This window comes from Nocardia sp. Root136 (assembly GCF_001427185.1).
GTDB classification, from domain to species: Bacteria; Actinomycetota; Actinomycetes; order Mycobacteriales; family Mycobacteriaceae; genus Nocardia; species Nocardia salmonicida.
This window is the reverse complement of record NZ_LMFE01000001.1, coordinates 1,778,327-1,794,229: the sequence shown is the minus strand read 5'-3', so window position 1 is coordinate 1,794,229 and position 15,903 is coordinate 1,778,327. Positions and strand designations below refer to the sequence as shown.

The following is a 15,903-nucleotide window of genomic DNA, read 5'->3' as shown; positions in this document are numbered from 1 at the left end:
CGGACTACCGGCGGCTCGCGCGCCGGAAGCCGATGGCCGCGGGCACGGCGAACAACAGCAGGGCCGCGCCGGACCAGGCGAGGGTGAGCAGCAGGGGCCGGGCGATGGGACCCTCATCGGCCAGGCCGCGCATCGCGTCGACGGCAACCGACATCGGCTGGTTGGCGACCACCGGCTGAATCCAGGTCGGGAAGGCGACGAGCGGCACGAATCCGGTGCTGAAGAACATCATCAGCGAGGCGAGGATCGTGATGCCCTCGACCAGTGAGGCCTTCGCGCTGTAGACGGCGACGGCGGTGACCATGGTGGCGAAGGCGAGTCCGAACACCACGGGGATCGCCAGGAATACCAAGGCGGCCAGTGGACCGTGGTGGAAGCGGAAGCCGAGCAGATAGCCGACGATCAGCACCGTCAGGGTGCCGAGCAGGATGCGGCAGCCCTCGGCGAGGATGCGCGAGATCAGGCCCGAGGCACGATGCACGGGCAGCACCCAGAATTTGGCCAGCAGGCCGGCGTCGCGTTCCCGGCCGAGCAGCACGCCACTGGCCACGGCGCCGGACAGCGCGCCGACGAGGGCGACCATCGGGACCGAGCCGTAGAGGGCATCGTCACCGGTGAACTTCTCGATCTGACCGCCCACCACGATGTTGAGCATCATCAGCAGCAGACACGGGATGAACAGGGTCTCCAGTAGCGTGACCGGGTTGCGTGCCCAGCGCACCAGCAGCCGTTCGGTCTGGATCAGCGTGTGCCGCAGCAGCGACACCGCCGAGGTCTCGACTTGTTCTGCCATCAGGCCCTCCTCGAACTCAGCCGGATGGCCACCGGCGTGCAGATCGCCAGCATCCCGGCAAGCCACAGCAGCGACGGGGTCACCAGCGACCAGGTCACCGTCCCGGCATTGCCCAGGGTGTCACCGGCCAGCGCGCGCAACACGATCGCGAACTGGGAGACCGGTTGATTGCGGACGAACCACTGGATCCACTCCGGGAACTGGCTGGCGGGGGCGAGACCGGTCGAGAGCATGCCGAAGATCAGCGGGGGTAGCAGCAGTGCCTGCGAGGTGGCTTCGGGGCTCTTGGACAGCGTGCCGATCACATCCGCGCCGAGGGTGAACGCGAGTCCGATGAGGACCGAGAACGCCAGATATCCGAGAGTGTGCATGGCGTCGAGCCGGAACCGGAAACCGATCACATAGCCCGCGGCGATCCCCGCGGCCAACGAGATGAGCAGCCGGAACAGGTTGGCCGACATCCGCGCCGCGACCGGAACCAGCGGGCGCAGCGGCATCGCGCCGAAACGGCGGTTGAGGCCGGCCACGGAATCGGTGGCCGAACGGAACGCCGCCGAGATGGCGGTGAACGCGGCGGCCTGCAGGATCACCAGCGGCATCATGTACTGGGCATAGCTGCTGAAACCGTTGCCGGAGAACGTCATCACGGTTTTCAGCGGGATATAGAAGCTGGCCGTGAAGGCCGCGGGTGCGAGTACCGAGGCGAGGAACTCGCCGGATTTGATCGAGGGCACGATCAGCCGGGTGCTCAGGACCCACCACTGCTGCACTGTCTCCGGTGTCGCGCGCGCGGAGGTGTTCCAGGTGGCGGCGGTCATGCCGTGGCCTTCGATTCGTCCTCGTTCGAGGCCAGGTGACCGGTGAGCTGCAGGAACACATCGTCGAGCGAGGGCCTGCGCAGGGCGATGTCGACGAGTTCGACCGAGGCGTTGTCGAGTCGGCGCAGTGCCTCGGCGAGCGTTTTGGCACCGTCGGGCGCGGGGATGGTGATGCGGTCCGATTCGGGAGTGAGTGCGGCCAGGTTCTCCGCGGGAAGCAGCGAGCCGAGCGCGGCGACGATGGTCGGCAACCCTTCCAGATCCAGCGGCACGATCTCGCAGTAGCTGCCGCCGGTGCGATGTTTCAGCTCGTCCGCGGTGCCGGAGGCGATCACCACGCCGTGATCGATCACGATGATCTGATCGCTGAGCGCATCGGCTTCCTCCAGATACTGGGTGGTGAGCAGGGTGGTGATGCCCGCCGCCTTGAAGCCGCGCACCAGGTCCCAGACGCCCTGCCGGCTGCGGGGGTCGAGTCCGGTGGTCGGCTCGTCGAGGAAGACGACGTCGGGTCGCACCACCAGCCCGCAGGCGATGTCGATGCGGCGGCGCATGCCGCCCGAGTAGGTGCCGACGCGCCGGTTCGCCGCCTTCTCCAGGTCGAATTCGCCGAGCAGTTCTCTGGCCCTGGCCTGCGCCGCCGGTTTGCGCAGCCCCATCAGTCTGCCGAACATGACCAGGTTCTCGTAGCCGCTGAGCATGTCGTCGAGCGCGGCGTACTGCCCGGTCAGCATGATGCGTTTGCGGACCGCGGCCGGGTCGTCGACGACATCGTGTCCGGCGACCACCGCCCGACCGCTGTCGGGCGTGACGAGGGTGGACAGGATATTCACCATGGTCGTCTTGCCCGCGCCGTTGGGACCGAGGATGCCGAGCACCTCACCGGGGGCGGCCTCGAAATCGACACCGCGTAGGGCGTGGACGTCGCCGAAGGACTTCTCGATCCCTTCGACCACGACACCGCCGGTGCGCGGGTTGCTCTGCACGAGAGTGTTTTCGACGCTCATATCCGGTCTCCTGCTTCCAAGTGGTCGTCGAGCAATGGTGAGATCACCGACAGTGCATAGGGATTGGTCAGTTCGTCGTGGGTCACATCGACGTCGTGGTTGGTGATGTCGCCGGTGACGTAGGCCCGCCAACCGTCGGGCCCCATCCATTCGGCGGGGTTCACCGTGGCGCTGAAATAGACGACGTCACCGTGGTAGACCGGTCGCTGATATCCGGTCCGCGTGCCCGCGGAGGCGTTGTAGGAGCCCGCCATTCGCTCGATCGTCGCCGCGTCGACGAGTTCGACCCCGCCGAGCCGGGCGGTGATCAGCTCGGCCGCCTCCTCGGCGCTCGATTCGGCGGGGACGTCGTCGATGCCGAAGACGGCGCCGAAGGTGTTGATGAACGCGCCCGCCGACAACCGCTCGATGGTGTCGCCGTCGATATCGGCGGTGTCGGTGTCCAGGAGCGCGACGACCCCCACCTGCTCGCCCGCGGCGGACAGTTCCACCGCCATCGCCTGGGCGATGAGACCACCGAACGACCAACCGAGCAGGTGATAGGGGCCCCTCGGCTGCACCGCGCGGATCTCGCGCACGTAGCGCTGGGCGAATTCCTCGATCGAGCGTGCCGACGGCTCGCGACCGCTGAGGTCGGGGGCCTGGAGCCCGTAGATCGGTCGCCCCGGTCGTAGCTGTTCGGCCAATCCCAGGTAGCTCCACGACATTCCGGAGGAGGAGTGGACGCAGAACAGCGCGGGTCGATCCCCGCCGGGGCGGATCGGAAGCAGCACATCGAGGCCGAGACCGCTCGGCCCCGGCTCCGTGATCGCCGCCGTGTGCGCGGTCATGGCGGCGGCTTCGTCGGCCGAAGCAGCTTGGGCAGCAGGGGTTTCGGCGAATCGTGCTGCCGCGCCGAGCGCCTCGACCCACAGATCCGCGAGTTCGGCGACATCGTCGCGGGCCAAAAGCCGAGCCGCGTAACCGAAGTCGGCCTGGAGGCGGTCGCCGACCACCATCGCGTTGATATCGATCGCCGACATGATCGGTACCTCTGGGTGTTCGGCCGCCTCGAGATCGCCGAGCGCGTCGGTGGGTAGCCAGCCCAAGCCCTCCAGTCCGGCGGGTGTGTCGACCGAGGTGTGCCTGCCGAGATAGTTCACGCAGATCTGACCGGGGAGCCGCGCCGGGAGTTGTTCGGCTGCTTCGGGATTCAGATAGCGCAGCAGACCGAATCCGATGCCCTTGTCCGGAACCGCGGCGAGGTCGTGCTTGGCTCGGCGGATGGCCGTGCCCATGGCGGGTCCGCCGGACAGGGCGTCCTCGACGTCGATGTCGGCGAGGTCGAGCCGTACCGGGTACAGGTTCGTGAACCAGCCGATGGTCCGTGACAGGTCGGCGCCGGGCACGACTTCCTCCTGCCTGCCATGGCCTTCCAGGCGCAGCAGCGCCGAGGGCTCGTCCACGCCTCGGCGGGCACGCCATCGCACCAGCGCCAGGGCCAGGGTGGCGAACAGCGCGTCGGTGACGCTGCCGTGGAACAAACGGGGCAGGGTGGTGAGCAGAGCTGTGGTGGTGTTCTCGTCGACCTCGATGTCGAGGCGGCGGACCGTCCGCCCCTGGTCGATGGCCGGATCGAGGTGGCGGGCGCCGAGCAGCGGGTCGGGGCCGTTCACCACCTGTTGCCAGTACGGGAGTTCGGCCAGGCGCCCCTCGGACCGGGCCTGCTCGGTCAGCGCATGCGACCAGCGCCGCATCGAGGTGCCGATCTCGGGCAGCGCCGGGGTGGCGCCCGCCGCTACCTGGGCCCAGGCGGTGATCAAGTCCTGCACCAGAATCCGCCAGGAGACGCTGTCGATCGCGAGGTGGTGTGCGACGACGATCAGGCGTCCCGGTCGGGTGTGCGAACCGGCGTCGCCGACGGGATCGAGCCAGACGAATTGGAGTACGACGCCGTCGGCGGGATGCAGGCGGTTCATCGCGGAGTCGAGTTCGGTCTGCGCGTATTCGCGCAGGTCGATCGAGTCGGTGGCGTCGAAGGCCGTGCGGTGCACGAGTGCGTCGACGTTCACCGAGCCGGGGTCGGCCACCCGCAGCCACCAGCCGTCGTCGTCTGCCCACAGTCGCGCTCGCAGCATGTCGTGTCGGTCGATCGCGGCGGTAAGTGTGGTGACGAGTTGCGCGCGGTCGATGCCGACCGGCAGCTCCAAGACCGCTGTTTGGGCGAACCGGTCGAAATCGCCGCCGCGTTCGATCATGTACCGGACGATCGGGGTGAGTGGCAGGTCGCCGGTGCCGCCGCCGGGCAGTTCCTCGAGTGCCTCGAACGTCTCGGCGGCATCGACAACCGCGCCCAGCGCCGCGACCGTGCGGTGTTCGAACACCTGCAGCGGTGTGCAGTGCACCCCGCGCAGCTTCGCCTGGGTGACCAGCTGGATGGCGAGGATGCTGTCGCCGCCGAGGGCGAAGAAGGAGTCGTCGATGCCGACCTGCGCGCGGCCGAGCAGTTCGGCGAAGACCTCGGCGAGCACCAGTTCGGTCGGCGTCTCCGGTGCGCGGTACGGGGTGTCGTCGGTGACGAACACCGGTTCCGGCAGTACTTTTCGATCGAGCTTGCCGACCGCGTTGATGGGGATCTCGTCCAGGACGACAAAGGCGGCGGGGACCATATAGGCGGGCAGGGCGTCGGCCGCCGTGGCACGGATGTGCGCGATATCGAGCTCGGCGCCGGGCATCCGCACCAGGTAGGCGGCGAGGGCGGTGGCACCGGTCGGACCCGGAACACCCAGTGTCACAGCGAGATCGACACCATCGATGGCGCCGAGCACCGCGTCGATCTCGCCGAGTTCGATGCGCTGGCCACGTACCTTCACCTGGAAGTCGGTGCGACCGAGGTATTCCAGCGCCAATCCGGCGGGCGTGCGAATCCACCGCACCAGATCGCCTGTGCGATAAAGGAGTTCACCGGAGCCGCCGAACGGGTCGGCGACGAATCGCGCTGCGGTCAAGCTCGGCCGGGCGTGGTAGCACCGCGCGAGGGCGGTGCCCGTGAGGTACAGCTCGCCCGCGACGCCGACCGGTACGGGGCGCAGTCGGTCGTCGAGGACCAGCACCGCCGCACCGCGAACGGGAGTGCCGATGGTGACCGGTGCGGTGGCCGAGAGCGGCTCGGATCCTGTTGCCCAGATGGTGTATTCGGTCGGGCCGTACAGGTTGACCATCGTGCGCCCGCCTGCGTCGCCGCACCAGCGGGCGACCAGATCGGGGCCGACCGCCTCACCCGCGACCGCGAGGACCCGAAGGCTCGACACCTCGGAGGGATCGATGGTGGCCAGTGCCGACGGCGTGATCACCATGTGGGTGACCGACTCGGCGGCGATCAGTTCCGCGAGCGGTGCGCCGCCGAAGACCTCCGGTGGGGCGATCACCGAGGCACCACCGCCGCCGAATGCCATGAGCGCCTCGAAGATCGACGCGTCGAAACTCGGTGAGGCGACCTGCAATACCCGGGCGTGTTCGTCGAGGGTGAGGTCGGCGCGCTGGGCGGCGACCAGGTCGGCCAGGCCGCGATGGGTGACGGTGACGCCCTTGGGAGTGCCGGTGGAGCCGGAGGTGTAGATCATCCAGGCCGGGTTCTCGACCCTGATCGGGACCGGCAGTTCCTCGGTGGTGAGGTCGGCGTCATCGGTGGCGTCCAGGCGCGCGGCGAACTCGGCGTCGTCGAGGATCAACCAGCGGGTGGTGTCGGAAAGTTGTGGTCGGTATTCGGCGAGGGTGATCCCGACCTGGGCACCGGAATCGGTGAGCATGTGGTCGATGCGGTCCGCCGGATGCTTCGGGTCGACCGGCAGGAAGGCCGCGCCCACCTTCGCCGCCGCCCAGATGCCGGTGTGCAGCTCGGCGCAGCGGGGCAGGCCCAGCGCTACCACGGTTTCGGTATGGGCCCCCGTCTCGATCAGCAGCCTGGCCAGCTGGTTCGATCGGGCATGCAGCGCGCGGTAGGTGGTGGTGCCGGGTATCCGCGCGGTGGTGTCGGTGACCAGCGCGGGCCGGTCGGGGAAGGCGGTGGCGGTGGCGGTGAGCAGCTCGGCCAGGGTGGTCGTTCCCGCGGTGGCGGGACCGCGGACCGGAATCAGCTCCGCGCGTTCGGTTTCGGCGAGGATGTCGATATCGGCGAGGCGGATGTCGATGTCGGCGAGGACGGTGGACAGGACCTGCCGCCATCGGGTCGCGAACGCGGTGACCGTGCTCGCGTCGAACAGGTCCGTCGCGTAGGTCAGGACGCCGTCGATGCCTTCGGGTCCTGTTTCGCCGAACCGTTCGCGCAGGTCGAGGGTGAGGTCGAAGGCCGAGGAGCGGCGGTCGAAGTCCTCGACTTCGAAGCGGAGTCCGGGCAGTTCCAGCACCGGCTCGATGAAGTTCTGCAGCGACAGCGATACCTGGAACAGCGGGTGGTGGGCGGTCGACCGGGTGGGGTCGAGTGCCCCGACGAGCTGCTCGAACGGCACGTCGGCGTGGGCGAAGGCGTCGAGATCGGTGGAGCGGACCGACGCGAGCAGTTGCCGGAAGCCGGTGCCGGGATCGACCGGCGTGCGCAGGGCCAGAGTGTTCACGAACATGCCGACGAGATCGTCGAGGGCGGCTTCGCCGCGACCCGCGATCGGGGTGCCGATCACGACATCGCCGGTGCCGCCGAGCCGGGCCAGCAGGACCGCGAGTGCGGCGTGGACCACCATGAACACGCTGACGTTGTTCGCGGCGGCGAAGTCGATCAACGCGCGATGGGTCTGTGCGTCGACGGTGAAGTCGACGTCGTCGCTGCGCATCGACTGCACCGCGGGGCGGGGGCGATCGCTGGGCAGTTCCAGGGCATCCGGGGCGTCGGCGAGGTTCTCGCGCCAATACTGGATCTGCTGTGCGGCGACGGAGTCTGCCTCCGTGCCGGCGCCGAGCAGTTCGCGATGCCACAGGGCGAAGTCGGCGTACTGCACGGTGAGTGGAGGTCGGCTGGGTGCCGCGCCCGATACCCGCGCCGAGTACGCGGCCACCAAGTCGGTGGCCAACGGCGCCATCGACGCGCCGTCGGCGCTGATGTGGTGCACCACGAGGACGACAACATGCTGCTGGGCGGCATGGGACCCGTTGGTGGAGCTAGTGGAGTCCGCACCGGCGAGGCGGTACAGGCCGACCCGCAACGGGAGCTCACGGGTGAGATCGAATCCGGTTCCCGCCAGTTCGTTGATCCGATCCCGCAGTGGCGCACCGTCTTCGGTATCGATCAGTGGCATCGCTGGGGTGGAACTGTCGATGCCGACGACGACCTGGCGTGGGCCTTCGGCGTCGGCGGGGTAGCGCGTACGGAGACTTTCCTGGCGTTCGACCACGTCGGCGAGTGCCTGGCGCATGGCCTCCACGTCCAGGGATCCGGTGAGGCGAAGGGCGATCGCGATGTTGTAGGCCGACGACTCCGGGTCGAGCTGGTTGAGCACCCACATGCGCTGCTGGGCGGGGGACAGCGGGACGCGGTCGGGGCGCGGGCGCGGGGCGAGGGCCGGGCGACCCGCGCTGCCCTCGGCGGCGGGGACGACCCGTGAGGACAGCTGGGCGACGCTCGGTGCGTCGAACAGATCACGCAGGGCGATGCCGGACCCGAGTGCCGAATTGACCCGGGCCACCACCTTTGTCGCGCTCAGCGAGTTGCCGCCGAGCTCGAAGAAGGACTGGTCGACGCTCACCCGCTCGCTGCCGAGTACCTCGGCGAACACCTCGGCGACGGCCTGTTCGATCGGCGTGCGCGGCGCGAGATAGGACTGCTGAGTCACCGAGAAGTCAGGTATCGGAAGGGCTTTGCGGTCCAGCTTGCCGACGGGGGTGAGCGGGATGTCTTCCAGGACAACGACATAGGCGGGCACCATGTACCCGGGCAGTTCCGCCGCCACCTGCGCGCGCAGTCGCTCGGTGTCGAGTTCGACAGTCGGCACGGGAAGCACGTAGGACACGAGCACGGTGGCGCCCGCCGGTCCTTCACGACCGATCGTCACCGCGTAGTCCACCTCGTCGACGCGCGAGAGCACCGCGTCGATCTCGCCGAGTTCGATCCGCAGGCCGCGAATCTTGACCTGGAAGTCGCTACGGCCCAGGTATTCCAGGGTGAGCGCGGCGTTCTCGCCCGCGACCCAGCGCACCATGTCGCCGGTCCGGTACATGCGTTCCCCGGCGATGCCGAAGGGGTTGGCGACGAACCGGCTCGCGGTCATCTCGAACCGGTTGAAGTAGCCACGCGCCAGCGCGGGACCTGCCAGATACAGTTCGCCCGCGATGCCGATCGGCACCGGCCGCAACCAGCTGTCCAGCACCACCAGCGCCGCACCGCGAATCGGTCCGCCGATGGTCACCGGCTCGCCCGCGACCAGCTCGGCGGGGCCGGTCGCCCAGATGCTGAATTCGGTGGGGCCGTACAGGTTCACCATCCGCCTGCCCTCGGCCCACTTCTCGATGAGCTCGGGGGTGGCCGCCTCGCCTGCCACCGACAGCACCCGCAGATCGGTGAGATCGGTGGGTTCCATCGTTGCCAGCGCCGACGGGGTGATCACCGCGTGGGTAACCCGCTCGGTGCGCAGCAGCGTCTCGAGCTCGGTGCCGCCGTAGACCTCCGGCGGCGATACGACCAGGCGTCCACCCGCCGCGTGCGCGGTCAGCATTTCGAAGACGGAGGCGTCGAAACTGGGGGAGGCGACCTGCAGCGCGCTGGCCGACGGGTCGAGTGCCAGGGTTTCCCGCTGGGCGGTGATGAGATTCGCGATGCCGCGGTGGCTGAGCAATACCGCCTTGGGCTTGCCGGTGGAACCGGAGGTGTAGATCAGGTAGGCGGTGTGATCGATATCGATTGCGCCGCCGCGTTCGTCATCGGTGATCGGCGCGTCGGAGACCAGCATGGCGCGGCGCATGGTGTTCAGGTCGTCGAGCAGCAGCCAGTCGATGGAGCCGGGCAGGTCGTCGCCGGTGGCCGTCACTGTGACGCCGATCGGGGCCTTCGAATCGGTGAGCATGTGCTCGATCCGTTCCACCGGATAGCTCGGATCCAGCGGAACGAAAGCCGCACCGGTCTTGGCCAGCGCCCACACGGCGACTACCGATTCCAGCGACCGGGTCAGCGCGAGCACCACGAACACCTCGGGGCCGATCCCGCGACGGAGCAGGACCCGGGCGAACCGATTGGACCAGGCGTCGAGTTCGCCGTAGCTCATCCGCAGCTCGCCCGCGCTGACCGCGATCGCGTCGGGATCTATGCGCGCGCCCGCCGTGAGGACGTCGGCCAGCGTGCGCATCGGCAGCGGCGGTGGGCCGTGAACCGGTGCGAGCGCGGCCGTTTCGGCATCGCTGCAGTACCGCAGCTGCGACACCATCGCATGCGGGTTCTCGCCGAGTTGCGCGAGGAGTCGGATGAAGCGGTCGAGGAGTGACTGCGCCGCAGTGTGTTCCAGCTGATCGGCCATGAACTTCACCGTGATGCGCAGGGCATCACCGGCACCGGCCTCGCCGCGCAGCGGAATCACCATGAGGTTCAACGGGTACGGCGTCGCGTCGGTGCCCTCGATGTCGAGCACCCGCATGCCCGCGATATCCAGGGCCTGGGACAGCGCTTCGCGATCGATGGGGTAGGACTCGAAAACGGTGAGGGTGTCGAACAATTCGGCCAGACCGACGGCGCGGTGGATGGCGGCGAGGCCGACGTGCTGATGGTCCATGAGCCGAGCCTGTTCGGCCTGCACGCGGGCGAGCAGGTCGGAAACCCGCTCCGACGGATCCAGCGTCACCCGCACCGGCACGGTGTTGATGAACAGCCCGACCATCTCCTCGACCCCGGGCAGTTCCGGCGGCCGACCGGACACCGTGGCGCCGAACACCACATCGGTGCGGCCGGTGAGCATGGACAGCAGCATCGACCAGCCGGCCTGGACCAGGGTGTTCACGGTCGCACCCGCTGCCCTGGCGGCCGACTCGAGTACCGCGACCGTGTCGGCGGACAGATCGTGCGAGAGCATCCCGGTCTCGGTCGACTCGATCCCCGCGAGCGTGGGGACGGCTCGGGTCGGCGTGTCGATCCCGGAGAGGGCCAGTTTCCACGTGTCCAGCGAGGCTTGGGCGTCCTGGTCTTCGAGCCAGGACAGGAATTCGCGGTAGGACCGGGCGGGCGGCAACATCGACGCGTCGCCCGCGGTGACGTACAGCGTGAGCAGTTCCCGAACCAGCAGCGGTGTCGACCAACCGTCGAGCACCAGATGGTGATTGGTCATCACGAGCCGGAAGTGCTCCGGGGCGGTCCTGATCAGCGTGAAGCGCAGCAGCGGGGGATTGGTCAGGTCGAAGCGGGTCAGCGCGTCGAGTTCGATCACCCGGTCGAGTTCGCGCGCTCGCTGCTCGTCGTCGGCGATCTCGGTGAGATCGATGTCGTTCCAGCGGATCTCGGCCGACGACAGGACCAGTTGGCGGGGTCCGTCGTCGGTCTCGACGAAGGCCACGCGCAGATTCTCGTGCCGATCGATCAGCGCCTGTGCCGCGCCGCGCAGCCGGGTGGCGTCGACCGTGCCCGCCAGGGTGAGCAGCGATTGGACCGTGTAGCCGTCGGCGGTGTCGGAGTCGTAGAGCGCGTGGAAGAGCAGGCCGTATTGCAGCGGCGACAGCGGCCAGACGTCGGTGAGCTTCGGGTAGGCGTGCTCCCAGCGTTCGATCTGAGGCTGATCGACCGTGACGAGCTCGAAGTCCGAGGGGGTCCGGCCACCCGCGTCGCCGGATCCGGCGTGGGTGACCAGCGCGCCCAGGGCCTGCGACCACAGCTCGGCCAACTCGCGCACCTCGGCCTCGTCGAGCAACCTGCTCGCGTAGGCCCAGGTGACCTCCAGTCCGGCATCGGTGAGCACCGCGTTGATGTCGACGACAGCGGCCAGCGGCGCGCGGTCGTCGTTGGTCGCGGCGAAGCGTTGCGGTACCCAGGGATCGCTGCCGGTTACCGCCCTGCCGAGATAGTTGAAGCTCAGCTGGGGTGTCGGCGCGTCCGCCAGCACCGCGGCGGTCTCGTCGTCCAGATAGCGCAGCAGGCCGAAGCCGACACCGCGATCGGGGACCGACCGCAACTGCTCCTTGGTCACCTTGATCGCCGAACCCGCCGCGCGTCCACCGGCGAACGCGTCGCCGAGATCGATCTCGGTCAGGTCGAGCGCGACCGGATACACGCTGGTGAACCAGCCGACGGTGCGCGCGACATCGGCGCCGGGTAGCAGGGATTCACTGCGGCCGTGGCCCTCCAATGTCAGCAGGGCGCCGGTGCGTTCGCGCCACCGGCACACGGCCATGGCGAGCGCCGCGAGTAGTACTTCGTCCGCGCCGCAATGGAATTGCTCGGGCACCGCGTGCAGCACGGTGTGTGCGAGGTCGGCCGGCACCGTCGTCTGCCATTGCGCCATGGTGGTGACCACGTCGACGGCCGGATCGAAGGTGGCGGGCTGTGAGGCGAGGGCGAAGGACGGATCGGGTGTGGCCAGGATTCGCTGCCAGATCGGCAGTTCGTCGATGCGCGAGGCGGCGTTCTCGACCTGGCCGTGCGCCCAGCGGCGGAAGGAGGTGCCGACGGGGTCGAGTGCGCCGCCGAAGGCCGCGGTGGCCAAGTCCGGCAGCAGGATTCGCCACGAGACGCCATCGGTGACCAGGTGGTGCAGGACCAGCCAGCACAGTGGGTCGGCGTCGGCGCGCTCGATCATGACGAACCGGGCAACAGCGCCCACGGTGGGATCAAGGTGATCCGCGGCATCCTGTAGGGCCCGGTCGACCGCGTCGTCGGTGTCGGCTCGGACCACGTCGATCAGCGTCGCGGCGTCGACCGAACCACGTTCGGCGACAATCCATTCCCAGCCGTCCGGGGTTCGGCGCAGCGACGAACGGAGCAGATCGTGGTGTTCGAACAGGACCTGTAGCGCCGCGGCGAGCCTCGGGCGGTCGAAGTCGGCGGGCAGCCCGATGAGCACGGCCTGTCCGTAGCGACCCCAGGTGTCGCCGTGCTCGACCATCGCGTGCACGATCGGGGTGAGCTCCACCGCGCCGACGCCGCCACCCGGCAGTTCGTCCACCACCACGACCTCGGCCTCGTCCGCGACCGCGGCCAGCGCGGCGACCGTCTTGCGTTCGAAGACATCGCGGGCGCTGAACGAGATACCGGCGGCCTTCGCGCGCGAGACCAGCTGGATGGAAACGATGCTGTCGCCACCGAGGGCGAAGAAACTCTCGTCGACCCCGACGGTATCGAGTCCGAGCACTTCGGCGAACAGGGCGGCCAGAGTCTGCTCGCGCGGCGTGGACGGCGCGCGGCTCGTGACGGTGCGGGCGGTGAAATCCGGTGCGGGCAAAGCCTTTCGGTCCACCTTGCCGAGTGGGGTGAGCGGAACCTCGTCGAGCACCATCACCACAGCGGGCACCATGTAGGCCGGAAGACGTTCACCGACAGCGGCTTTCACCGCTTCGGGATGGACCTCCGCGCCCGGCTCGGTCGTGACGTAGGACACGAGCGCGGTCGCGCCGGTGGCGGTCTCGACGCCGAGGGTGATCGCGAAATCGATCTCGGGAAGCCGCTGCAACGCGGCGTCGATCTCGCCCAGCTCGATCCGGTAGCCGCGCACCTTCACCTGGAAGTCGCTGCGGCCCTGGTATTCCAGCGTGAATCGCCGGTCGCGGTCGGCCCATCGCACCAGATCGCCGGTGCGATACATCCGCTCGCCGGGCGCGTGCGGATTCGCGACGAACCGGCTCGCGGTCAAGCCGCTGCGCCGGTGGTAGCCACGCGCGACGCCCGGCCCGGCGAGATACAGCTCGCCCACGGTTCCCGCGGGGACCGATCGCAGCCAGGAGTCGAGCACCAGACCCGACACGCCACGGACGAGGCTGCCGATCGTCACCGGGGCGCCGGGGACCAGCGGTTCGGTCAGGGTCGTGGTGACGGTGGTTTCGGTGGGGCCGTAGCCGTTGATCAGGGCGCGCCCTGCCCACTTCGACACCAGCTCCGGCGGGCAGGCGTCGCCGCCGACAACGATCGTGCGCAGATCGGGCAGGGTCGCCGGGTCCAGGGAACCGACGACGGCCGGGGTGACATTGAGATGGGTGACGCGATGCGTGCGCAACACCTGCGCCATGTCCTCGCCCGCGTACGCCGACGGCGGGACCACCGCGAGGGTGGCACCGGCCGCCAGGGTCACCAGGATCTCCTCGACGGAGATATCGAAGCTCGGCGACACCGCGTGGGCGACCACGGAGTCGGCGTCGACGCCGAATCCGGCCCCCGAACTCGCGGCGAGATTCGCCAGGCCGCGATGTGAGACCAGGACGCCCTTGGGTAGCCCGGTCGACCCGGAGGTGTAGATGATGTAGGCGACCTGATCGAGCCCGATCGCGGCGATTCGCTCGGCATCGGTGATCGGGGCGACGTCCTGTGCGGCGAGGTCCGCGACAGTGGCTTCGGCGTCGAGGGCGAGCCAATCGACCTTGTCGGGCAGGGACTTACGGACCTGGGTGACGGTCAAGCCGGTGACGACACCGCTGTCGTCGATCATGTGCTCGATCCGGTCATCGGGATAGGTCGGATCGATCGGGACGAACGGCGCGCCCGTCTTGGCCACCGCGATCGTGGCGAGCGCCGATTCCGCGGAGCGTGGAATAGACAGTGCGACACCGTGTTCGGGGCCGGCTCCCGCGTCGATCAGCAGGCGGGCCAGCCGATTCGTGTAGTCGTCGACCTCGCGGTAGCTCAGGGTGTCGTCGGTACCCCAGCGCAGGGCGACAGCGTCCGGATCGATCGAGGCGCCCGCGGCGAGGATCTCGGGCAGGGTCTTCGGCTCGACTCCGGCCGGACCACGCGCGGGCACCGAGGCCGCCTGTTCGGCGGCCGAGAGGACCGGCACCGTCGACAGTGGGGCATCGGGTCCGGCGACGAGGAATCGGTGCAGGAACATCAGGAAGCGAGCGTGGTGGGCCGCCAGCTCGGCGTCGCTGTAGAGGTTGCCGTTGCCCTGCAGGTCGATGTGGGTGCTCTCGCCGCCCACGCCGGGGTACAGGTTGACGAACAGGTCGTCGATCAGGCCCGAGGTGAGCACATTGAGCCGTCCGACCACCGGACCGAGCGCGATCCTGGTGTCCACCATCATCAGATTCACCGCAGGACCGAACGACGCCGCCTCGTCCATCGCCCAGCCGAGATCGCGGACGATGTCCTCCTGGCGATAGCGCTGACGCCGCAACGCGCCGGTCAGTTCGGCCTGCACCGCCAGGATCGCCGCGCCGACGGTCGTCGTGGGATCGAGGGTGACCCGCAGCGGCACGACATTGGCGAGCATGCCGCCCGAACGGCGCAGGGTCGCCGAGGTCCGCGCGGACACCGGCAGGCTCAAGACCACCTCCGGTGCGCCGGTCATCGCGGCGAGATAGGCGCCGAACGCGGCGACCACCGTGGGCGCGACGCCCGAGTTCACCGCGGCGGCAACAGAATCCAGCAGGGCGGTCGTCTCCGCGGGCAGGGCGCCGGAGACCCGGTTGGGGTGGCCGTCGACCTCGGCGTCACGGCCGGCGAGGGTGACCGGATCGGCGAGCTCGGCCAGGTGATCGCGCCAGTACTCGCGGTCGGTCGCGAAGCGGGTCGAGGTCCGGTAGGCCAGATCGGCCTCGACGATCTTCTGCAACGGCTCGGCCTTGGTCGGCGGCGGCTCGCGGCCGTCGAAGGCGGCGTTGTAGAGCTCGCCGGTGCGCTGGACGAGGGCGAGCGCGCCCATCCCGTCCAACACGATGTGGTGCATGCGCGCATACCAGAACCAGCGGTCCTCGGCGACCCGCAGCATGGCGAGGCGGACCAATCGGTCGCGCATCACGTCCAGCGGTGCGGTGTACTCGGCCCGCATCCAGGCGTGCGCGGCGGCTTCCGGGTCGGGTCGGTCGCGCAGATCCACTCGGGCGATCTCGTCGTCGAGGGACAGGTCGACGATCTGATGCGGCCGGCCGTCGACGTCGACCAGTCGCAGGTATCCGGTGCCGAACTCACGGCCGGTCTGCCGGACCGCCTCGGTGAGCAGCGTGTGGTCGATCTCGCCGGACAATTCGACGTATTGGGCGATGGAGATGGGCGTATCGCCCGCGATGTGCTGGGCGAACCAGATGCCGCGCTGGGCGGCGGACAGCGGAAAAGGTCCTTCTGGTGCGATCATGAGCGAACCTGCGTTCTCATGTCTCGAGCTCGGTGTTCACGATGTGTCCCGACCGTCGGGTAGCTACC

The 15,903-nt window shown here is 68.9% G+C and carries 4 protein-coding genes; all 4 read right to left on the bottom strand.

The genetic code is table 11. The annotated features are described in order from the left end of the window. Positions 1-4 precede the first annotated feature (4 nt). Genes ASD42_RS08310 through ASD42_RS08295 form a run of 4 tightly spaced genes read right to left on the bottom strand, consistent with a single transcriptional unit; the run spans position 5 to position 15,835 of the window. On the bottom strand, positions 5-793 hold the full coding sequence (locus ASD42_RS08310) for an ABC transporter permease (protein WP_056812306.1): 789 nt from the start codon (positions 791-793) through the stop codon (positions 5-7). Further along, positions 793-1,611: an ABC transporter permease gene (locus ASD42_RS08305; protein WP_056812303.1), complete on the bottom strand. Its 819-nt coding sequence runs from the start codon at positions 1,609-1,611 to the stop codon at positions 793-795. Before ASD42_RS08305 ends, ASD42_RS08310 begins: the two co-directional genes overlap by 1 nt. After that, positions 1,608-2,618 (bottom strand): daunorubicin/doxorubicin resistance ABC transporter ATP-binding protein DrrA, encoded by a 1,011-nt coding sequence (locus ASD42_RS08300; protein ID WP_056812300.1) that lies wholly within the window; start codon positions 2,616-2,618, stop codon positions 1,608-1,610. Before ASD42_RS08300 ends, ASD42_RS08305 begins: the two co-directional genes overlap by 4 nt. Next, entirely contained in the window at positions 2,615-15,835 is a 13,221-nt protein-coding gene (locus ASD42_RS08295) for a non-ribosomal peptide synthetase (RefSeq protein ID WP_056812297.1), read from the bottom strand. The genes ASD42_RS08300 and ASD42_RS08295 overlap by 4 nt, the downstream gene beginning before the upstream one ends. Between the last annotated feature and the right edge of the window lie 68 nt (positions 15,836-15,903).

What these genes read in the sequence shown, in the direction of transcription:
- ASD42_RS08310 (WP_056812306.1), bottom strand. Translation starts at nt 793, where the DNA reads ATGGCAGAACAAGTCGAGACCTCGGCGGTGTCGCTGCTGCGGCACACG.
- ASD42_RS08305 (WP_056812303.1), bottom strand. Translation starts at nt 1,611, where the DNA reads ATGACCGCCGCCACCTGGAACACCTCCGCGCGCGCGACACCGGAGACA.
- ASD42_RS08300 (WP_056812300.1), bottom strand. Translation starts at nt 2,618, where the DNA reads ATGAGCGTCGAAAACACTCTCGTGCAGAGCAACCCGCGCACCGGCGGT.
- ASD42_RS08295 (WP_056812297.1), bottom strand. Translation starts at nt 15,835, where the DNA reads ATGATCGCACCAGAAGGACCTTTTCCGCTGTCCGCCGCCCAGCGCGGC.